At 42.3% G+C, this 19775-nt stretch carries 20 protein-coding genes and 1 tRNA gene; 9 read left to right on the top strand and 12 right to left on the bottom strand.

Annotation, left to right across the window (positions count from 1 at the left end; translation table 11 throughout):
* Window positions 1-382 precede the first annotated feature (382 nt).
* Entirely contained in the window at window positions 383-1084 is a 702-nt protein-coding gene (locus FD724_RS04540) for a Uma2 family endonuclease (protein ID WP_179071732.1), read from the top strand.
* Window positions 1085-1096: 12 nt separating this feature from the next.
* Here the strand turns inward: FD724_RS04540 and FD724_RS04535 are convergent, their stop codons facing one another.
* Window positions 1097-3793, bottom strand: coding sequence for a CBS domain-containing protein (locus tag FD724_RS04535; RefSeq protein WP_179071731.1), 2697 nt, complete (start codon window positions 3791-3793; stop codon window positions 1097-1099).
* A 150-nt stretch (window positions 3794-3943) separates the two neighbouring features.
* Here FD724_RS04535 and psbZ point away from each other — a divergent pair, with 150 nt between their 5' ends.
* From psbZ to FD724_RS04500, 7 genes are all read left to right on the top strand, one after another.
* A complete protein-coding gene (gene psbZ, locus FD724_RS04530; protein ID WP_012407095.1) occupies window positions 3944-4132 on the top strand; it encodes a photosystem II reaction center protein PsbZ in 189 nt (62 codons plus the stop codon).
* 188 nt (window positions 4133-4320) lie between these two features.
* The gene (gene ribH / locus FD724_RS04525) at window positions 4321-4899 is read left to right on the top strand and encodes a 6,7-dimethyl-8-ribityllumazine synthase (RefSeq protein ID WP_094346524.1); all 579 of its coding nucleotides are present in this window, start codon (window positions 4321-4323) and stop codon (window positions 4897-4899) included.
* A 135-nt stretch (window positions 4900-5034) separates the two neighbouring features.
* A tRNA-Gly gene (locus FD724_RS04520) sits at window positions 5035-5106 on the top strand.
* 664 nt (window positions 5107-5770) lie between these two features.
* Window positions 5771-6178, top strand: a complete 408-nt coding sequence (locus FD724_RS04515) for a hypothetical protein (protein ID WP_114083723.1) — start codon at window positions 5771-5773, stop codon at window positions 6176-6178.
* Window positions 6179-6182: 4 nt separating this feature from the next.
* Window positions 6183-7448 carry a glutamate-5-semialdehyde dehydrogenase gene (locus FD724_RS04510; RefSeq protein ID WP_179071730.1) on the top strand — a complete coding sequence of 422 codons (1266 nt, stop codon included), beginning with the start codon at window positions 6183-6185 and terminating at the stop codon, window positions 7446-7448.
* Between the two features lie 177 nt (window positions 7449-7625).
* Window positions 7626-9194 (top strand): alkaline phosphatase, encoded by a 1569-nt coding sequence (locus tag FD724_RS04505; protein WP_179071729.1) that lies wholly within the window; start codon window positions 7626-7628, stop codon window positions 9192-9194.
* A 535-nt stretch (window positions 9195-9729) separates the two neighbouring features.
* The gene (locus FD724_RS04500; protein ID WP_179071728.1) at window positions 9730-10581 is read left to right on the top strand and encodes a universal stress protein; all 852 of its coding nucleotides are present in this window, start codon (window positions 9730-9732) and stop codon (window positions 10579-10581) included.
* Between the two features lie 182 nt (window positions 10582-10763).
* On the opposite strand, the gene psbM is transcribed toward FD724_RS04500, so the two are convergent.
* From psbM to FD724_RS04475, 5 genes are all read right to left on the bottom strand, one after another.
* Window positions 10764-10880, bottom strand: coding sequence for a photosystem II reaction center protein PsbM (psbM, locus tag FD724_RS04495; RefSeq protein WP_012407089.1), 117 nt, complete (start codon window positions 10878-10880; stop codon window positions 10764-10766).
* Between the two features lie 117 nt (window positions 10881-10997).
* Entirely contained in the window at window positions 10998-11294 is a 297-nt protein-coding gene (locus tag FD724_RS04490) for a 2Fe-2S iron-sulfur cluster-binding protein (protein ID WP_114083568.1), read from the bottom strand.
* Window positions 11295-11480: 186 nt separating this feature from the next.
* Window positions 11481-11618, bottom strand: coding sequence for a photosystem II reaction center protein K (locus FD724_RS04485; protein ID WP_006195022.1), 138 nt, complete (start codon window positions 11616-11618; stop codon window positions 11481-11483).
* A 119-nt stretch (window positions 11619-11737) separates the two neighbouring features.
* Complete coding sequence (gene tgt, locus FD724_RS04480; RefSeq protein ID WP_179071727.1) at window positions 11738-12868, bottom strand: tRNA guanosine(34) transglycosylase Tgt; 1131 nt, start codon at window positions 12866-12868, stop codon at window positions 11738-11740.
* 130 nt (window positions 12869-12998) lie between these two features.
* Complete coding sequence (locus FD724_RS04475; protein ID WP_012407086.1) at window positions 12999-13451, bottom strand: hypothetical protein; 453 nt, start codon at window positions 13449-13451, stop codon at window positions 12999-13001.
* A gap of 377 nt (window positions 13452-13828) precedes the next feature.
* Between FD724_RS04475 and cobS the strand changes: the two genes are divergently transcribed.
* On the top strand, window positions 13829-14602 hold the full coding sequence (gene cobS / locus FD724_RS04470; RefSeq protein ID WP_179071726.1) for an adenosylcobinamide-GDP ribazoletransferase: 774 nt from the start codon (window positions 13829-13831) through the stop codon (window positions 14600-14602).
* 97 nt (window positions 14603-14699) lie between these two features.
* Here the strand turns inward: cobS and FD724_RS04465 are convergent, their stop codons facing one another.
* From FD724_RS04465 to FD724_RS04440, 6 genes are all read right to left on the bottom strand, one after another.
* Window positions 14700-15155: a PPC domain-containing protein gene (locus FD724_RS04465; protein ID WP_012407084.1), complete on the bottom strand. Its 456-nt coding sequence runs from the start codon at window positions 15153-15155 to the stop codon at window positions 14700-14702.
* An 88-nt stretch (window positions 15156-15243) separates the two neighbouring features.
* Window positions 15244-15921 carry a ComF family protein gene (locus tag FD724_RS04460; protein WP_179071725.1) on the bottom strand — a complete coding sequence of 226 codons (678 nt, stop codon included), beginning with the start codon at window positions 15919-15921 and terminating at the stop codon, window positions 15244-15246.
* A gap of 79 nt (window positions 15922-16000) precedes the next feature.
* The gene (locus tag FD724_RS04455) at window positions 16001-16492 is read right to left on the bottom strand and encodes a GNAT family N-acetyltransferase (RefSeq protein WP_179071724.1); all 492 of its coding nucleotides are present in this window, start codon (window positions 16490-16492) and stop codon (window positions 16001-16003) included.
* A gap of 203 nt (window positions 16493-16695) precedes the next feature.
* Window positions 16696-18048 carry an alkaline phosphatase PhoX gene (locus FD724_RS04450; protein WP_179071723.1) on the bottom strand — a complete coding sequence of 451 codons (1353 nt, stop codon included), beginning with the start codon at window positions 18046-18048 and terminating at the stop codon, window positions 16696-16698.
* Window positions 18049-18718: 670 nt separating this feature from the next.
* Window positions 18719-19123: a VOC family protein gene (locus FD724_RS04445; RefSeq protein WP_179071722.1), complete on the bottom strand. Its 405-nt coding sequence runs from the start codon at window positions 19121-19123 to the stop codon at window positions 18719-18721.
* Between the two features lie 18 nt (window positions 19124-19141).
* Complete coding sequence (locus FD724_RS04440) at window positions 19142-19738, bottom strand: tRNA-(ms[2]io[6]A)-hydroxylase (protein WP_179071721.1); 597 nt, start codon at window positions 19736-19738, stop codon at window positions 19142-19144.
* Window positions 19739-19775 lie beyond the last annotated feature (37 nt).

The raw sequence follows: 19775 nt of genomic DNA, 5'->3' as shown, positions 1-19775 counted from the left end.
GTAACCCTGTCAAACTAGTTGCGTTTATTCTTTGTTGACATTTGTTGCTTTGGCGCAATAGGTGTTTGGTACTACTTCATTTCAGCTATCTCGTTGGAGTTGTGATGAGGTTTGATATTGACTACAGTGTAGCATAAAGGAATTTCGGAAGGGTAGCGATCGCTCGTTCTCAGTGGGAAATAAAGATTTTTAACCGCAGAGGCGCAGAGAACGCAGAGGTAAGATATTCAGGATAGGTTCTTTTATAAAATTGGTTTTGAGATGATAAAGCCTGAATTGGACGATTTACCTGTACCCTCAAAATAGGCGATTAGCTACGCGCGATCACTAACTACGAGACTGTTAAAATAAATCCATAACTACTTGATGCCGTATCCATTCTATGACCATAGCTCAAGAATTAGATTCTCAACAAGGCATCTGCCAAGATGTTATATTTCCCCCTGGTGATTTATATAGTGATGAGCCTCCCTTGGAAAGCGAACTTCATTTACGACAAATAATCCTACTATTAACATGTCTGGAATGGTTGTGGAGAGATAGAAATGATTTTTATGCGGCGGGAAATCTAACTATTTACTACAGTCCGCGCCAACGCAAATCGGAATACTTCCGGGGGCCAGACTTTTTTGTTGTGCTGGGAACTGAACGTAAAACCCGCAAAAGTTGGGTAGTCTGGGAAGAAGATGGTAAATATCCGAATGTAATTCTAGAAATTTTGTCTGACTCAACAGCGAATACTGACAAAGATTTAAAGAAAAAAATTTATCAAGATACTTTCCGTACACCCGATTATTTTTGGTTTGACCCTTACACACAAGAATTTGCAGGATTTCATTTAGTAGATGGAGAATATCAACCTCTACAACCAAGTGAAGAAGGATATTTGTGGAGTCATCAGCTAGGGTTATATTTGGGAGTTTATGAAGGTTTATTGCGGTTTTTTACGCGAGATGCGCAACTAGTACCAACACCGGAGGAAACGGCAGAACAAGCTGAACAAAAGGCAGAACAAGCCGAACAAAAAGCTGAACGTTTAGCAGCAAAATTGCGGGAGTTAAATATCGATCCAGATACAATTTAGACCAGAGCTATTTCATTTAGGATAGTGTTGCGCTAAAAACTCCTCAGCTTCAGTCTTATCTTTAATCACTCCATCCAAGGTAGCAGCAAGTACATCATCTAATATTTGCCGATACAGTGGCCCTGGTTTGTAACCAAGTTTCTTTAAATCATTGCCATTTAATAGTGGCTGCACATTCGCCAAAACTGTTAAATATTCCCAAATTTTATGTCTAATATCTCGCGGACTTTGCAAAGCAATTAAAATCAGCATTGGTAAATCATATTGCCGCAACAACTGCACTAGTTGACTGGGGTGTTGAAAAGTGGGTAAAGATTCTATTACTTGACTAAAGCTTTGAACTAAGTTCTTCAACCTAACAATGCTATCCTCTTGTAATTGCAAATTTTGTGCTACTTTCACCCGATATTCAGGTGCTAGATGGGCGATTAATGCTTCTAGACGCATTTGCCAGTGAATGAGAGTTTGTTCAGCATCAAATCGTCGCAAACAGCGTTCTAACAAACGTAATTGTCGCAAGAGTAAACCATCTAGTTTGAGGGTAGGATGGATACATTGCAACGCTCCTAAGTTATCGAGTAACTGCAAAGCTGATTTCCAGTAGGGCGCTTCTAGGATGTGCTTTAATTCTGTTTTGAGTCGAGTTTGTAGGGCTGGGGTTTTGGTATTCTCTTGGGAAGTGCGATCATAAACACCACTGTTGATGGCATAGCGAATAAACTCTTCAGTCTGTGGTTCAATTTCAAATCCGAAGCGCACGGCAAAACGCACGCCGCGATAAATGCGGGTGGGATCTTCGATAAAGCTGTTAGGGTGTAAAACCCGGATTTGTTTAGCTTGTAAATCGAGTAAACCGCCAAAGAAATCGAGTAATTCACCAGAGCGGGGAGAGGTGAGCCGCAAGGCGATCGCATTAATGGTAAAATCTCGACGATACAAATCTTGACGAATCGAACTCGCCTCAACTTCTGGATTCGCCGCCGGGTAAGGATAAAACTCTGTTCTAGCGGTGGCAATATCTACCCAAAGAGAATCTAATTCTGGGTCTTTGTGCCACAACAAAGCAGCAGTTTGAAAAGCCCCGTGGATTTCTAAACGAGCCGCAGGGTAAAGTTGTTGGAGTGCTTTTGCTAGTTCCACACCAGCGCCAACATCTGCTGATTTGTGAAAGCCATCAACTACTAGGTCAATATCTTTAATCATCAAGCTACCTGCTGTCTCAGCTAACAGCAAATCCCGCACCGCACCCCCGACAAGATAAAGATGCCAACCTCGTTTTTCGGCTTCTTGCGATGCGATGGTGAGTAATTGCCATAACTGAGGAGCAAGTTTATTTTGCAATTGCGGGAGATTAATATTACTTTTCTGTCTCTCCTCCTCTCCACCTTCTCCGTTTTCATCCCTTTCCTGATGTAATTCCCGCAAGACATCAGTACGAGTGACAAGACCAACTAACTGCTCATTCTCCAATACTGGCAAGCGTCCGATATCATAAGTCACCATCAGCGCTTCAATTTGCGGCAGTGTTGTATCTGGTGTAATTGTTTTCAGATTTCTTGTCATATAGCCCTTGACTGGCGAATGACTAAATCCGTGGTGCAGGGCGATATCAAGATCCCGACGCGAAATAATACCTACTAGTTGCCCTTGAGTATCGACTACAGATAAACCAGAGTGTCCATAGCGCAACAAAATTCGCTGTGCCTCAGCAATTGTGGTTTCAGGTAGAATCGTGCGGACAGGAGAAGACATCAAATCCCTAGCGGTGAGGGGGTGGGGAATTTGTGCTTTTACCCCGTCAAGGAGTTGTTTTAATATTGCTTGTGAATCAACTCCTCTCAGATTTAGCGATGCGGCTTGTGAATGACCGCCGCCGCCCAAGAGTTGAAATAATAGATTAAGATTTGTTTTGGGAATTTGCGATCGCCCAATTATAGTTAAGCGTGAATCATTTTCACTCAAAGGATACTCATTAGCCAAAAGAATGGCATCAATTTCGGTTAATTCCACGAGTTCTGAAGCCAAACTCGATAGCCCTGGCACAAAAGCATTTGTTTTCAAAATTACCCAAGCAATAGTATATCCACGTAGGCAAAGATATTCTAAATTTTCTAGAGATTCAGTTAATAACTGTTGCAATTGCAAAGACAAGCCAGGGTCACGGTAGGTAGAAATTACCGATAAACTTGCACCTTGTTGCATCAACCAAGCCAAAGCTAAGGCATCCCTTGCTGTGGATTGGTCAAAGGTCAAGGAGCCAGTGTCAACGTGGATACCCAAAGCCATCACAGTCGCTTCAGCAGAAGTCAAGGAAATTTCCTGTTGTTGCAATTGCTCCACAATTAAAGTTGTGGCGGCTCCTACCGAGGAAATATGCGATCGCGTGGCAGGAATATCTGATTCTTGTCCTAAGTGATGGTCATAAACTATAATTTCCCGAAGATGGGGTAAATCTAACCACTCAGCAGCTTTACCCAAGCGATCGCGCTGTTGCGTATCCACCACAGTCAGAGAACGAATTTTTTCAGGATTCACCGAACGGCGTTCAATTAGCGGATATTCATCCCGATGCAATGCTAAAAAATCCCGCACAGGAGGATGAGAACCGCCAGTCAGCACAATCTTACTTCCCGGTAGTAAGCGCGTTAACCCTACTGCTGCTCCTAGTGCGTCAAAATCTGCGGTTGTGTGGCAAAGAATTAAATCCATAGTTAAGAGTCATTAGTCATCGGTACTTAGACAAAGGACAAATGACTAAAATGTTGCAATTTCTGCTAGCTTAAAAATAATAAGAAAGTGTCAGTGTCGCCCTTTAGGATATTCTATCCTTAGTATTTCGCTGTATTGGGAGAAGCAAAAATGACCATAATATTCCAATTTGCCTTGATAGGTCTAGTCCTATTGTCCTTTGTCCTGGTTGTAGGCGTTCCGGTTGCTTACGCTACTCCCCAAAATTGGGTTGAATCTAAAAAACTACTCTGGGTTGGTTCTGCCGTCTGGATTGCTTTGGTATTTTTAGTTGGTTTGTTAAACTTTTTTGTCGTGTAGACGACGGCTTTGCTCTGGCGCAGGCACATAATATAAGAACTAGAGGGGCAGAAAAGCCAAGGTCAAAGACCAAAGGAGAAAAGAAGAAATTTTTTCCGATTTCCTTTTTTTAACCGTGCTTTCCTGCTCCTCTACATTTAAATAAGAAATGTATATTGGCCAGAACTATAGTTGATTAAGAGGCAGTCATGGCAGTTTTCGAGGGAACTTTTACCCAAACGGAGCCTTTGCGGTTTGCAGTGGTGATTGGTCGATTCAATGACCTTGTTACCGGAAAGCTGCTAGAGGGATGTCAAGATTGCTTGAAACGCCACGGTGTAGATCCTAACCCCCAAGGTAATCAGGTAGACTATGTTTGGGTTCCAGGAAGTTTTGAGGTACCTTTAGTAGCTCGCCAACTAGCACTTTCCCATCGTTATGATGCTGTAATTTGTCTAGGTGCAGTCATTCGTGGGCAAACACCCCATTTTGATTATGTATCCGCCGAAGTTTCTAAAGGTATCGCCGCCGCTAGTTTTCAAACTGGAGTGCCAGTAATTTTTGGCATTTTGACAGTAGATACTATGCAGCAAGCCTTAGAACGGGCAGGTATCAAAGGTAATCATGGCTGGGATTATGCTCTAAACGCCCTAGAAATGGCAAGCCTGATGCGGCAATTGCGTTCTAACCTAGCAGAGCCATATTCTCGTAATAGCCAGTCTTTGCCAGCCTCTTTTCAAAGTGCCAGCATCGGCAATTTAACGGCGGAGTCAGAAGAACTCGGCTAAATGAGTCATTAGTCATTTGTCCTTTGTCATTCACTAATGACCAATGACCAATGACCAATGACCAATGACAAATTAATAAATAAAGGGGTTGACAATCAGAGATAAATTTGAGATATTGATATATGGCAATTGATTGCGGGTGTAGCTCAGTGGTAGAGCGTCACCTTGCCAAGGTGAATGTCGCGCGTTCGAATCGCGTCACCCGCTTCCAACTAAAACCTCTTGAAGTTAAAAATCTCAAGAGGTTTAGTATTTTTAGGGTGCATTGAAGTTTTTGGCGATTCGCGCTGTATTCTTGTGAATCGTTCCGAATTTTGATGAATTTCATAGATAGGTAGAATATAAAGTAATTTAGATATGGTGGAACTGTTTATTTGTGGATAGATTTTACCCATCTAGTAAAACTTGTTCAAACTATGGGGGAATTCAAGGGTATTAGTCTCTTAAAACAGGTTTATGTATGTCATAAATATCAGCAGTGTGCTGACTAAGATTTCACACTGAGCGTAGCCGAAGTGTTAAATACATCTAAACATTTTGAAACTTATGCACGAATAGCTAAATCGTGTTTCGACATTAAGGGATAACCGCTCCTATGCTCCCATTGAAATGTCAAATAATATCTAGCTTTGTCTAGATTTTATGTAGTAGAAGGAAATTTTAAATAAGGTTGTCAGCTTCGGGGAAATATAACAAATAAAAAACTCCGTACTGATATGAAAATTAGGATACTTAGAGTCTGCTGCATCTACTGTTTGCAATATATGTATATAAAGAGAGCAATCTATAGTAGCAGAAGCTTCTATTGCATTTACCAAAAGATTATATTGTCGTAGTTCGTGTAAAACACGCTCAAGTTACTAGAACGCTTGTGCAATCTCAAAAACCCGAAAAAATAGATTTCAATGCTGAATACCCCTGTCCCTGTCGTCGCCGGGGTCAGTTAATTCCGATTACGTTGACAGAAGCATTTGGTTGCGATCGCTGTCAGCAAATCTTTGTTGTAGAAGATAATGGTCATGTCCTAGAACAGCTTTCCACCACCTATCCCTACAAACGGGCTTGGCGTTGGGTGGGAAATAGTTGGCATGTTGTCCATCCCCGCTTGGGAGAAAGCTATCTGCCTATAGCACTTGGCATTATTTTCGTGCTAGTGATTATATGGCTGCCATTAGCACTGCGATTAGCAAATGGTTCCAGCATTATTGCTTGGGCAATGGTGGCGGTGCTATTAGCTATTCTGCCAGCATTAATGGTCTGGCTTACCTACAGACGTTAACTCAATGACTGTTGAAGTTTTAGATGACCACCCCGAACCGATTACCAGTGCCCAACGAGCCTATCAAGCTTCCCTAAAGTTGGGGATCACAAAGGGAGCAGACCGAAGTCGTGCAGTATTGGCGATGGCGCAAGCTCTTGAGCGCTCATTTGACGACATTCTAGAAGCCAACACGTTGGATTTAGAAGCCAGTCGAGAAATGGCAGTGCCAGAGTTGATATTGGACTGGCTGAAGCTGACTCCTAAAAGGCTAGAGATGACAGTAGACGTTTTACAACGGTTAGGGGAATTATCAGATCCGCTACGGCGCGTCAGAACGGCTGATTATCAACTGGAAGATTCCCAGAGTTACACCCAGTTAATGCCTTTGGGAGTGATTGGATTTATTTATGAAGCCTTTCCCGATTTAGGAGCGATCGCAGCAGGTTTTTGTATTAAAACTGGCAATAGTATAATTATCAAAGGCAGTACTGAAGCTAGCCATTCCAACGCCGCCATCGCTGAGGCACTGCAAAATGCGATCGCAGAAGTTGGTCTACCTCCAGGCTGTGTAGAACTGATTACAGCCGAACATGGTGCTTCAATTCGGGATTTAGTCACCCAAGACCAGTATGTGAATTTAGTTATTCCCTACGGACGTTCTAGCTTGGTACAGCAGGTAGTACGACAGTCAACTTGCCCAGTCTTAAAGTCCGCGATGGGTAACTGTTATCTCTACTGGTCACTAAATTCCAGCTTAGAAATGGTGCGCTGGATGATTCTTGATAGCCATCAAAGTGAACCCGATCAAGTCAATGCCATTGAAAAGGTACTCATTCATCGTCAAGCCTTGCCATCATCCTTAGCAGTTCTGTGGAACAGCTTGATGGAAAAAGGTTTTGAAATTAGAGGGGATGCAGAACTAGTACAAGCCTTTCCTCAGTTGCAGCTGGTGAAGGAGGGCGAATGGGGAAATCCTTATTTAACAAAGACAGTAGCTTTTAAACTTGTAGATAGCTTAGAGGGTGCGATCGCTTGGATTAATGAACACAGCAGTGGTCATGCTGACTCCATCGTTACTGAATCCTACCAAGAAAGTCGGCAGTTTGCTTTGGGAGTTAACAGTGCCTCTACCTACATCAACACTTCCCCGCGTTTTTCCCGCAACCCCTCGCGTGGAGATTCGGTGTTTCTCGGTATGTCTAACCAAAAAGGTCATCGTCGAGGATTTATCAGCCTAGAAACTTTGACCACTGTTAAGCACATTGTTCAGGGAAATGGCAGGTTTTAAATTAAATGGGAAATGGGGAATGGGGCATGGGGCATGGGGAGATAAGGAGCAGAGAAGAATAATTATTGATAACCAATTCCAATGCCCAATTCCCAATATTAAACTTAACAAAATCTTAATTTCTGCTTGATCCTGGATTGCTAGGTTCCTTGTATTTACATCTGGGTAGAGGTGAATATGGAACTTATAGATGGCAAACTGCTAGCAAATCGGTGTAGACGGCGGAGTTTTTTGTTGGGTGCAGGATTGTTAACTGGGTTAACAATTGCTAGCCAGTGGCATCCGGTATTGGCTAGCTCAAGGTTTTCTAGTTATCCATTCAGTCTTGGTGTTGCCTCTGGCGATCCTTTGCCGGATGGTGTTGTTATCTGGACACGCCTGGCTCCAAATCCACTTTCTGGAGGTGGAATGCCAGTGGTAAATGTGCCAGTGCGGTGGCAAGTTGCCCTTGATGAAAACATGAAACGAGTTGTGCGTCGAGGAACAGTACTAGCGACACCAGAGTTAGCGCACTCAGTCCATGTTGATGTGCGTGGGCTAGACCCTGACCGTTGGTACTGGTATCAATTTCAAGTGGGTAGGGAAGTGAGCCCCATTGGCCGGACTCGCACAGCACCAGCATCTTATAGCTATACCCAACAACTAAACTTTGCTTTTGTCTCCTGTCAAGACTGGCAAAATGGCTATTACACGGCTTATCGGCATTTGGCTGAGGAAAACCTCGACCTTGTAGTTCATCTAGGTGATTACATCTATGAATATGGGCCACAATCTGGTGGACCACGCCAGCATAACAGTCCAGAAATCATTACTCTTGCAGACTACCGCGATCGCTACGCCCTGTACAGAACAGACCAGAGTCTCCAAGCTGCTCATGCTGCTTTTCCCTGGATTGTCACCTGGGACGATCATGAAGTTGACAATAATTATGCCAACTTAATCCCCGAAGACAACCAAACCGAAGAGGCTTTTAGGAAACGCCGAGCTAGTGCGTACCAGGCTTATTACGAACACATGCCCCTCCGTCAGTCTTCGCTGCCCAAGGGCCCAGATGCACTGCTTTATCGGCGGTTGACTTTCGGTAATTTAGCTGAGTTCAACGTCCTAGATACCAGACAGTACCGCACTAACCAACCTTGTAATGATGGACTGAAGCCTCGCTGCCCAGAAGCTTTTGATCCAAATGCTACTATGACCGGCTCAGAACAAGAGCAGTGGCTACGAAAAGGGTTAGATCAGTCGCGATCGCGCTGGAATGTGATTGCTCAACAGACCATGCTCGGCCAGTACAATTTTAATAGTAGTCCAGGCCCCGGTGTCTTCAATGTGGATCAGTGGGACGGCTACGTAGCTGCACGTAATCGGCTCTTGAGTTTTCTAAACCAGCGCAAGCCTTCTAATCCAGTGGTGATTACCGGAGACATCCATTCTAGTTGGGTACACGATCTAAAGCTTGATTTTAATAACCCCAATTCAGCCACAGTAGGCACTGAGTTCGTAGGAACCTCAATTACCTCTGACTTTCCCACAGCATTTATCGCTCCAGTTCAAGCTTCACTAAGTAACAATCCCCATACCAAGTTTTTTGATGGTGCTTTTCGGGGATATGTCCGTTGCAACCTTACCCCACAACGCTGGCAAAGTGACTACCGCGTTGTATCAAGCATCGTTGACTTGAATGCCTCTGTCAAAACTCTAGCTTCGTTTACAGTCCAAAACGGACAACCAGGAGCGCAACTGAGTTAACGTGAGTTCGATCAACCTCTCCTTGACTTTAACTCAAGTTCAAGTCTCTCCCTCTCCGACTCGGAGAGGGAAGATTTTGCATAGTAAAACTAGGGAGAGGTCTTTGTAGTATGAAATATAACTTTAGATTATTCAAGCTAGAAGCGATCGCTTGTTAAAGGCTACAGCGAATCAATTTTCATTAAAAGTTATTTGGGAATTTCTTTGCAATACTTAACTAGCTTCTAATTAAAAAAAGTGAATATAGATTAACAATGATAACTAACATCATATTTTATTAAGTTCATCAGGCTAAATAGAGAGTATGCTTAACAATTGAAGTCTAGTTGACGATTTAAGTAACTAGGTGCAAACAAACTTAAATATTTGTTGAGTATTTTGTACTTTGCCATTTTTTTAAGTATTAAATACTAAAAAACAAAGTTTATTGTGTCAACTTACTAACTAGGTTATCAAGCGAGGTGGTGAAAATCCGACCTAAGCCAAATAGTAACAACAGCGAAAACAAAAGTAAACTTAACAACAACTACGTAAGATGATAAGAAAAATTTTGCTGACTGTATCGGGATTGGGACACGCAGAAGAAATGCTCAAAACCCTGAGAGAAATCCCTTCAATTGAATCTGCGAAAGTTACAATTTTGCATGTTGTTCAGGCACAAAATACTGCTGCTACCATGACCACTAAATGGGAAAATGGTGGTAAAATTCTGGCTAATGCCATTCAAACTTTGAACTTAGATCCTAGCCAGGTTTCTTCAATTTTGCGCGAAGGCGACCCCAAAGATGTAGTTTGCCAAGTAGCTGATGAAATTGACGCTGACTTGATTGTTATGGGTTCACGCGGACTGAAGCGACTACAATCTATTTTATCGAACTCAGTTAGTCAGTATGTTTTCCAGCTATCTTCTCGCCCCATGTTGCTGGTAAAAGATGACATTTATGTGAAAAAAATTAAGCGCATTATGGTGGCAATAGACAACTCTGATTCTGCAAAAAACTGCTTGAAATTGGCACTGTTTTTACTGCGAGATATTCAGGGAGGCCAGTTAATTTTGGCAAATATTAGTACAGATTTAGGTGGTAAAAAATCGGAAATAACCGAGGTTAACTCAGATAAAAATCCAGTTTTAGCAGCCGCAGTTGCAGAAGCTCAAAAACAAGGTATCCAATCTCGTTCTTATATCAGCAGTGGCAAACCTGGTGAAGAAATTTGTCGGTTAGCAGAAGAGTTGAATATAGACTTATTATTGCTCGGTTCTCCAGATCGTCGTCCATCCATCGCTAAGAGTTTTGTTGATATAGATCGACTTATCGGATCTTCCTTGTCTGACTATGTTCGAGTCAATGCTACTTGTCCGGTATTGTTGGCGCGGACTATAGCTTAAGTCAAGAATGCTGAGTATAAAAATTGTTGTAATAAGATAGTAAAGAAGTAAGATTTGTCTTGTCTTTACTACTCAACACAGGCTAAACGCCGCGCAATCCATATACAGCAATCAATTAGTGGTTGATAAATAAAAACCCCTACACTACTAGTGCAGGGATTATTTATTTTATACACAAATTCTTAACTATCTTTTCCACCTTGGCGGCTAGCAGTTTGGATGTACAGAATTAGTAAAAACACAGTGGGAACTAATACGAACAAAATGCTCGCTACGAACCCCAGGTCATTAACTTGCATGGCAAGAAAGCCTCTCTTAGTTTTCCAGTCAACAACATTAGGATACCATTATCAATGACAGAGTTAGCCCAAATTTTTTACTTTCTCAAATGCTAACTACGAATGCTCCCAAAAAATTTAAGGCTTTGTGACTACGCTGACTGAGCCATTCACTAAAGTTTGACACGCAAGGCGGTAATTTTCTGGCTTTTTCTTGAATTTCCGGTTTTCTACTTCTGTGCGAGGGGAAAGATTTTCTAGTCCTTCGACTATTTCAACAATGCAAGTACCACATTGACCATTACCGCCACAATTGGTCATCTTGCCAATGAATGTATATATATCAATGTCATTTTGCATGGCTTTGAGTCGGAGATTGGCACCATCTGCCGCTACTACTTCTTTATTCTCTTTAACGAATTTGATATTACCCATAATTTATTCCTCCTTGACTCTAAGCTTGGCTTTCAAGGCTTCATATTGACATGGCTTGATTCACATCTTATTTATTATATTAAAACATTACAAAATATTAATAAATGTAAATTTTAAAAAACATAGTGCCACAAAAAAATAGAACAGGTATGTTACCTGTCCTACTCAATTGAAAAATAGATTAACTTACCTAAATCCCACGGCTGCTTGCCAAACGAAAGCAAGCAACAAGAAGAATACAGGGATGACTGGGAGAACGTCTACCAAAGGATCGAAAATTTGGTAAGCTTCAGGCAGTTTTGCTAATAAAAGTGCTGCTTCCATGTTTGTTTAAATCCACCTATCCAACACAGCTTTCATAATTGAGAAGTATCTTAACATGGTTTGGTCATTGTAATTTGTCATTAGTCATTAGTCATTGGCATTGCTTATCTTCCCAGTTCCTAGTCCGACTCTTCATCTCCACTTTCTTCGTTGAGCCAGTGGCCAAATTCTGTGGTGAAGCGATCGCTTAATATTGCTTCTCTAATCTTTTGGGTAAAGCGAATTAGCTCGGTAATGTTGTGAATGCTCAACAAGGTATAAGCTAAAATTTCTTGCGATCGCACCAGATGAGATACATAAGCTCGGCTAAAATTTTGACACGTGTAGCAGGGACAAGTTTCATCTAATGGCGTAAAATCTTCACGAAACTTAGCATTTTTTAAATTCCAGCGTCCGCCCTGGACTATTGCCGTTCCATGTCTTGCCCAGCGAGTGGGAATTACGCAATCAAATAAATCTATACCAGATGCGATCGCGATCGCCATTTCCCGATAAGTACCCACGCCCATCAAATAACGCGGCTTTTCGGGAGGTAGAAGCGGTGCTGTCACTTTTACAATCTCAGCCATCAATTCTGGCGGTTCTCCCACACTCACGCCACCAATGGCATATCCAGGCAAATCTAACTTAGCCAAAGCTTCAGCCGCACGGCAACGCAAATCCAAATACACGCCCCCTTGCACAATCCCAAACAAAGCCTGCTCACTACGTTGATGAGCCGTTATGCAGCGTTCTAACCAGCGATAAGTCCGTTCAGTAGCAGTTTCCACCTCTTGGCGAGTCGCTGGGTAAGGCGGACACTCATCAAAGGCCATGATCACATCTGCCCCTAAAGTATTTTGAATCTCAATGGAGCGTTCTGGTGTCAAGTTAATAATTCGTCCATCATGTGGTGAGCGGAAAGTTACACCTTCTTCAGTAATTTTTCGCATCTCACTTAAACTGAACACTTGAAACCCACCAGAATCTGTGAGCATTGGGCCGTTCCAACCCATAAACTTGTGTAATCCTCCACCCCCAGCCACGATCGCTTCTCCTGGTTGTAGGTGAAGATGATAAGTATTGGATAAAACCATTTGCGCCCCAGTATCTCGTAGCTGGGCTGGGGTGATAGTTTTGACATTTGCCAGCGTACCCACTGGCATAAATCTGGGGGTTTCTACAACCCCGTGAGGAGTAAAAAACACTCCGGCTCTAGCTTTTGTCTGACTACAGCAAGCAAGACATTCAAAGGAAAAATTCGCACTCATGCCATTTTAGATTTTTGAAGATGCGCCTATTAAGACTTATGCAAAACTATACGATGTAGGGGCAATTTATGAATTGCCCCTACATCAATAAAGCGCAGCCTTACATCAAATTGGTATAGTAGTCGCTATTTTAAAAAGAATCAGAACAGTCATCGTCAATTTCTGCATCCCATCTGGCTGAAAGGACTTGCTCCATCATCGCTTCTATGGCGCTGACATTGAAGGTTCGCTCTCGTCGCTCTTGTATGGGGGTTGAGCGGGGAATCAACCGCAGACACACTCCTTCTTGCATCAAATCGAAGTAAGTTTCTTGTTGCGATGACTGTTTGAGTTCCAAGTAATCAAAACTACAAACATTCAAATATAGCGCATGATTAGCCACTAAGGTAGACCTTTGTGGATTAGCAAAAACTTCCATCACATCCCCTTCACCCTCGCTCAGTACCTTATCTTCTTGGGTGTAGATGTAGTGGACTCGACCTAAATCTGCCAGCAATCGCCGGATGTCGAGCTTATTCACAATGATGCCCGTGTTAATAATGCACGGAGCTGGTATCCTGGTGTCGGGTAGATGGTGACTCATAGGAAAATAGCGATTGAGCTAAGGAGAGCGATAACAGAGCTAAACTGTCAAAATTGAATAGCTTGTTTACTCCCTACATTTAAAAAAATATCAATTTTGTGGGGCAATCGTCTAACAATTTAGAGTAAGTTTTTAGTTAACGAATACAAAACACAAATTTTGATTCTTGATGGAATTTTAATTTCCTGAATCATTTATTTTTTGTATAAAAAACTACTCAAAATTTTTTATTTATTACTTAGACCAGCATAACAAAATTTTCAGTGATAATCTCTAACAGAAGTAAATCTTATCTAAAGCTTTAAAGTGTACTGATGTTCAATTGTAGTCAATTATGATGATTATCCAGCAATTAACCAAATATTAATGTAACTAAGATGACGAAACAGCAACAGTGGTGGAAAAAGCTGCTGTTAAAGCTGGCAGCTAGTATTATATTTTACACAAGTATTCCATTGCCGTATTTGAACGGATTAGATTTTCAGGGAGTGGCACGTCTTGCTTCGCTTGTAGGGTTGATAATTGGGGGAATTTTAGGGTTACTGGATACGGGGATGGATTATCTTGGGATGCCAGTGTTAACTCGTAGTGCTTTGGTAGTAAGTATTTGGATTGGCATAACTGGAGGACTGCACTTAGATGGGGCAATGGATACTGCCGATGGTTTAGCAGTGGGCGACCCAAATCGGCGGCTGGAGGTGATGGCAGATAGTGCTACAGGTGCATTTGGAGCAATGACTGCGATCGCCTTGGTGCTACTCAAAATAACAGCCTTAACAGATATGCCAGAAAACCGTTGTTTGTTACTGATGGCTGCTTGTGGCTGGGGACGTTGGGGACAACAGGTAGCGATCGCGCGATATCCTTATCTGAAACCAACCGGCAAAGGTGCATTTCACAAACAAGCCATTCGTTCTTACAAAGATTTGTTACCAGGATTGTTGTTATTGTTTGGTTTGAGTGGTTTACTTGTGCTGATAGATAAACAGCAATTACTTCTGGCACTGGCAATGATAATTGCTGGAAGTGCGATCGCTACTTTAACCGGTGCATGGTTCAACCACAAATTAGGCGGACACACCGGAGACACCTACGGTGCAGTCGTCGAGTGGACTGAAGCCTTATTTCTTTGCGTGATGACCGTTTTTTAAGATGTGGGGACAAGGGGACAAGAGGTGAGAACTTGAAATAAGTCTTTCCCCTTGTCCCCAATTCTCCTTGTCCCCAAGTCCTCTTCCCAATTCCCAATTATTTAATCGGTTGCAACTTTGTCACCTTGAGTTTAAAAGCCCCAACCCCAGTTTCCCCAAAAGACCGGACACGAATCACATAATTCCCTGTCTCTACGATGCGGGTAAATAGTAGGGAATTGCTACTACCATCGGGGCCATCATCATTTTCTGCCAGAGTCGATCCATCAGGTGCTAGCAGTGTAATGATGCTGTCAAAATTTTCAGATGACAGATCAACTGCTAAATTATCGCCCTTTTGTAACTTCACAGTATAATCACGAGCAAACCCACCTTGACCTGTGGGAATGTCTTTATCTGAGAGGCTATCGGAAAGTTCAGTACTGTTAGATAAAGGAATTGGACTATACAACTTATTTTGAGCAAAAGCTGCGCTTGTACTTACACCTATTGCCAGCAATGTGGCAGGAATAATTATGAGTTGTTTTAAACCCGCCGCAAAAACTTTATTCATACATTTCAAGCAATTTTTTCCACAAAAATAGAGTAATTAGGTCGATTTATGCGCTTATCTGTTCAATTTAGCTCATTAATTTTGGAATTTATCCGTCTTTAACGGCAGTGGCTACTGCTACTAATCCTAAGACCACTATTCCATACTGACGAAGAGTTTGCACAGCAGACCTGGCAGTAGCACCAGTAGTATAAATGTCGTCCACTAACAGCACAGGAACATTTGGGGGGCGATCGCGAAATTCTTGTCCGACAGCAAAAGCTTGAGCCAAGTTTTTTTCTCGCTTAGATACCGATAAACCAAATTGCGCTTCAGTTTCTCGGACTCTGGCTAAACCGTTTAGTTTCAATTTTAATCCAGTTATTTCGCAGAAGCTTTGTGCTATTAGTGCAGCTTGGTTGTATTTACGTTGCTTTTGCTTGCTAGGGTGCAGGGGAATGGGAACCACCACAGGCTGGCTATCTCGCTTAGGTGAATTTAACAACCATGCTTCTCCTAACCATTGACCCAAAGGGCGGGCTATTTGGGGTTGATTTTCGTATTTCATCACAGCGATCGCTCGTTTCACTGGTCCACCATACTCCCCCCAACCAAATACTGGTATTGGCTCTTTCCATAGAGACATTGGGTCTTGACGTTGACATTTTTGGAGTTGTCTGGTGCAGTTGTGACAAAATTCTTGGGAAGTTGCACGTTGGCATAGTGAACAATGGGATTGGAGAAAAAGATTAAGTAAGCCCGTGAGATTTTTAATCCAAGTGTGCATTTAGAATTGTCCTTTGGCATTAGTCACTTGTCCTTTGTCACTTGTCCTTTGTTCTTAGCTAATGACCAATGACCAATGACTAATGACCAATGACTAATGACTTAAAATACACGCGATCGCAGCGTGTTGTTTCTACTCCTGTCGTTGGAGTGTAGCCGTTGCTTTCATACAGCTTGACTGCTTCCACCAAAACACTGGCGGTTTCAATCCAAATTTGCTCAAAACCACGCTTTGCGATCGCTGCTTCTAGCTGTTGTAACAAATATTTCCCTAATCCCAAACCCCTGATGCTGGGTAAAAGATACATTTTGCGGATTTCTACAGCTTTTTCACCTCGCTGTATGGGGTAGTATGCCCCAGTTCCTACTAACTGGCTTTGGTGTTCAATTACCCAAAACTCCCCCCCAGTAGCTAAATAACATTCCTCAACTCTTAGCACATCTCGGTCAGCGCCCTTGGGTTCCCAACCCAGACCGTATTCTGATAATACATAACTAATGACTTCGGCGGCTCTGGTGCGATCGCTTGCGACCCAATCACGAATTATAAAATCTTGATAATAGTTTTTCATTACCATTTGCTGGTCAAGTTTACACAGAAAATTTTCTGGTTCTATATCCCAATTTACTCAGCAAATAGCAATTCTTGCATGGTCAGTTTTAGGCGGTACTCTCAAGATGTCAATAAATAGACTTGGGGAGAGGAATTATCTTCCCCTCCCCAAGTCTATTTAGCAAGGATAATTCAGCGATATAGCGAGCGCTGACATTAATCTTAGTCTCTATAACCTCTATAACCTGTCCAAGGGCCCCAGATAGCTAAAGTAATACCAGGGCTTTGAATGTTAACGAACAAAGTATCACCATCAGGTGAGAAGCAGGCTCCAGCAAACTCACCAGTTTGGAGGGCGTTACGTGCAAATTTGTAGATTTCACCATCGGGAGTAATACCTATCAAGAAATTGTCACCGCTTCCGTCCTCACAGAGGATAAGATCGCCAAAAGGTGCAACGACTAGGTTATCGGGCATATCGAGTTCATCTTTAGATTGAGACTCGACAAACAGTTCAATTGTCTCTTCACCGGGAATGTAGCGCCATACCTGACCACCCCCTACAGGGCCACCACTTGTAGCAGTGAAGTAAAATTCACCTTTGCTCTTCTTGTCATCCTTGCCGTTTTTGTCTTTCTTGCCCTTGTTGTCGTCATACCAAATGCCTTCCCCACGGTTAAACCGGGCTGCACCTAAGCTACGACCTTGGACTCTGACATTATCTACAGTAGTAGGGTTTGGCTCAGGAATAGTTACCCAATCTACATCCCATTTCTGTCCGACTACAAAACCGGTTGTGGTGTTAACCTCTGGTCTATCCTTGATCCTCAGAGCTTGGAGAGTGCCTCCTGCCTTTAAATTGCCATACTGTTTCGGGATAAAACGATAGAAGAGGCTACTTCCACTATCTTCAGTCTGATAAACAATCCCAGTTTTGGGATCTACAGCTACAGCCTCATGATTAAACCGTCCCATTTCAACTAAAGGTATTGCCTCAACAGGAGAGGTGGCCTTAGCTGGAACCTCAAAGTTATAACCGTGTGGCTTAGTGACTCCATTTGTTGCAGTCGGTATGGTTACATCTTCTTCGCAGCTAATCCATGAACCCCAAGGAGTTAGACCACCTGCACAGTTACGAATGGTTCCACCAAGAGAACTGAACTCTTTGATCAGTTTGCGATCGCGTCCAACAATCAGAGTTGTAGTGCCACCTCTGCAAATAGGATCGTAGGGATTGGGCACTTGTACTTTTGTACCAGAAGTATTGCTAAGTTCGTGATTGCGAACCAGGATTATTGTGTTTCTGGGCCCAGGGAAAGCTGCCATTCCATCATGATTACTAGGCTCTAGACTGCCATCGCTCATGAGAGTGCCTGTGCGAGATATAACTTGATACCGAAATCCACTTGGTAAATCTAACAAGCCATTGGGATCTGGTAAAAGTGGCCCATATCCTATGCCATATCTTGATCCATAGGCTTGTTGGGCAAGAAGACCCTTCATAGGAGACACCATCAAGGTGCCGACAGCAGTTGTACCTGCGATTGCAAAGAATTTACGTCTTGAAAATGTCATGAGGATGATTTGGTTACTTACATAATGCTGAAGAAAAAGTATTTTATTTTGATTAAGTTTGGGTTATGCTTTATTTAATTTAGGTTTAGTTCATAAAATATGAATTTATATAAAAATTGCCTTTTCTTTTAGCAAATTTATGTATATAAGCCTCATCTATATTGAGACCTAGAGTTTTTTAAAAGATATATTTATGTAGGTTGGGTGGAGTGAAACGCAACCCAACATTACCACCTTATTTATGTTGGGTTACGCTATCGCTGCACCCAACCTACAAAACTACTACAAAACTACGGTTCTCAGGGTAGATAAGGTTTAGGACTCACATTTTATTTTTGAAAAAACTCTGTACAACTCAAAAAGCCTTTTTATTACCGCCAAACTGCGCGAACAAAAATCAAAGCAGATTCCTATATGAAGTTTATAAATAGAGTCTTCAAAAAAAGCCAGCATTTACATAGACAGTGAACCTGAATAGTCGAAGCTAGCATGATTAGAATTGTAATTAAATATTATTCTAACTTTAACGATCAAGGAATTTCAAAGGCTAGAAACACCTAATAATTGTAGGGGACGGATTGAGAACATGTCCCCTAGTTATAGTGCAATAGGTTTACTGTTAAAGCTAAATTTGTAGTTTAGATATGGGATAGTTTTTGACAGCCAATTTTTAACTGACAATTCCTAGATTGCTGTAAATTTCGATGAGATTGCCATCAGGATCGCGAAAATGAGCGGTGCGAATTCCCCAGTCTGGGCGATCTTGCGGTTCCGTCACAACGATCGAATTCTGATTTTTTACTTGCTCATAAACCTCATCCACATTATCGACTGCGAAAACCAAGACTATTTTATCTCGATTGACAATGTATGAAGGCTGTTCAATTCTTGGAACTACTTCAGCCATTAATTCTTTTTTGAACAAACCCAACTTGAGATATCCGGTATTCAACTCAGCATATCCGCTCTCTTCATCGCCCCAATCGACATCAAATTTCAGCAGATCCCGGTAGAACAGAAAAGAATCTTTGTAGTTGGAGACAAGTAGTCTCAGGTGTGTTAGCTGAAGCTTCATATCTGTTGCCTTAGTCTACTAACTGTGAATTCTAGGTTCTGGGTGCAAAGTCGCCAGCAACTCGCTTTCGACAATTGCTAATTCATCAAGCCGTTGCATGACAATTTCTCTGTCGAAATAAGTAGCAGCTAAAACCCAATATATACCGTAGTGACGCGCTTCGGATGCCATTAGGCCACGATAAAATTTTGCTAACTCTGGCTCTGGACAGTGAGCAGCTAATAGTCCCAGACGTTCGTGAGAACGAGCTTCAATTAAACCAGTGACTAGTAAGGAATCCAGAAATCGCTCAGGTTCTTTTGGGCGAACTTGAGCTTTTAAACCTGCGCCGTAGGGAGGCGGTGGTAAGGGAGCTAAGGGAATATTCCGGCGTTCTAACCATTGGTTAACTAGCTCAAAGTGTTCTAGTTCCTCGCGGGCGATCGCAGTTAGTTCCCGCACCATTTTAGTATTGGAAGGGTAGCGAAACATCATATTCAAAGCCACACCTGCTGCTTTACGTTCGCAGTGGGAATGGTCGAGTAAGATGATGTCTAGGTTAGCGATCGCTTGTTCAACCCAAGCAGAGCTAGTAGGCTGTTTTAGGACGTTGATAGTCTGTAATTGAATAAGCACAGAGTCACAAAACTCCAGAATGTTAATTTAGCTGAGT

Origin of the sequence: Nostoc sp. C057 (genome assembly GCF_013393925.1) — a bacterium.
Classification (GTDB): domain Bacteria; phylum Cyanobacteriota; class Cyanobacteriia; order Cyanobacteriales; family Nostocaceae; genus Nostoc; species Nostoc muscorum_A.
The sequence above is the reverse complement of the archived record's forward strand: the minus strand, read 5'-3'. Positions and strand labels throughout refer to the sequence as shown.

What these genes read in the sequence shown, in the direction of transcription:
- FD724_RS04510 (WP_179071730.1), top strand. Translation starts at nt 6,183, where the DNA reads ATGACTGTTGAAGTTTTAGATGACCACCCCGAACCGATTACCAGTGCC.
- FD724_RS04540 (WP_179071732.1), top strand. Translation starts at nt 383, where the DNA reads ATGACCATAGCTCAAGAATTAGATTCTCAACAAGGCATCTGCCAAGAT.
- cobS (WP_179071726.1), top strand. Translation starts at nt 13,829, where the DNA reads ATGACGAAACAGCAACAGTGGTGGAAAAAGCTGCTGTTAAAGCTGGCA.
- FD724_RS04450 (WP_179071723.1), bottom strand. Translation starts at nt 18,048, where the DNA reads ATGACATTTTCAAGACGTAAATTCTTTGCAATCGCAGGTACAACTGCT.
- FD724_RS04465 (WP_012407084.1), bottom strand. Translation starts at nt 15,155, where the DNA reads ATGAATAAAGTTTTTGCGGCGGGTTTAAAACAACTCATAATTATTCCT.
- FD724_RS04485 (WP_006195022.1), bottom strand. Translation starts at nt 11,618, where the DNA reads ATGGAAGCAGCACTTTTATTAGCAAAACTGCCTGAAGCTTACCAAATT.
- FD724_RS04535 (WP_179071731.1), bottom strand. Translation starts at nt 3,793, where the DNA reads ATGGATTTAATTCTTTGCCACACAACCGCAGATTTTGACGCACTAGGA.
- psbZ (WP_012407095.1), top strand. Translation starts at nt 3,944, where the DNA reads ATGACCATAATATTCCAATTTGCCTTGATAGGTCTAGTCCTATTGTCC.
- psbM (WP_012407089.1), bottom strand. Translation starts at nt 10,880, where the DNA reads ATGCAAGTTAATGACCTGGGGTTCGTAGCGAGCATTTTGTTCGTATTA.
- FD724_RS04500 (WP_179071728.1), top strand. Translation starts at nt 9,730, where the DNA reads ATGATAAGAAAAATTTTGCTGACTGTATCGGGATTGGGACACGCAGAA.
- FD724_RS04490 (WP_114083568.1), bottom strand. Translation starts at nt 11,294, where the DNA reads ATGGGTAATATCAAATTCGTTAAAGAGAATAAAGAAGTAGTAGCGGCA.
- ribH (WP_094346524.1), top strand. Translation starts at nt 4,321, where the DNA reads ATGGCAGTTTTCGAGGGAACTTTTACCCAAACGGAGCCTTTGCGGTTT.
- FD724_RS04475 (WP_012407086.1), bottom strand. Translation starts at nt 13,451, where the DNA reads ATGAGTCACCATCTACCCGACACCAGGATACCAGCTCCGTGCATTATT.
- FD724_RS04445 (WP_179071722.1), bottom strand. Translation starts at nt 19,123, where the DNA reads ATGAAGCTTCAGCTAACACACCTGAGACTACTTGTCTCCAACTACAAA.
- FD724_RS04505 (WP_179071729.1), top strand. Translation starts at nt 7,626, where the DNA reads ATGGAACTTATAGATGGCAAACTGCTAGCAAATCGGTGTAGACGGCGG.
- FD724_RS04455 (WP_179071724.1), bottom strand. Translation starts at nt 16,492, where the DNA reads ATGAAAAACTATTATCAAGATTTTATAATTCGTGATTGGGTCGCAAGC.
- tgt (WP_179071727.1), bottom strand. Translation starts at nt 12,868, where the DNA reads ATGAGTGCGAATTTTTCCTTTGAATGTCTTGCTTGCTGTAGTCAGACA.
- FD724_RS04460 (WP_179071725.1), bottom strand. Translation starts at nt 15,921, where the DNA reads ATGCACACTTGGATTAAAAATCTCACGGGCTTACTTAATCTTTTTCTC.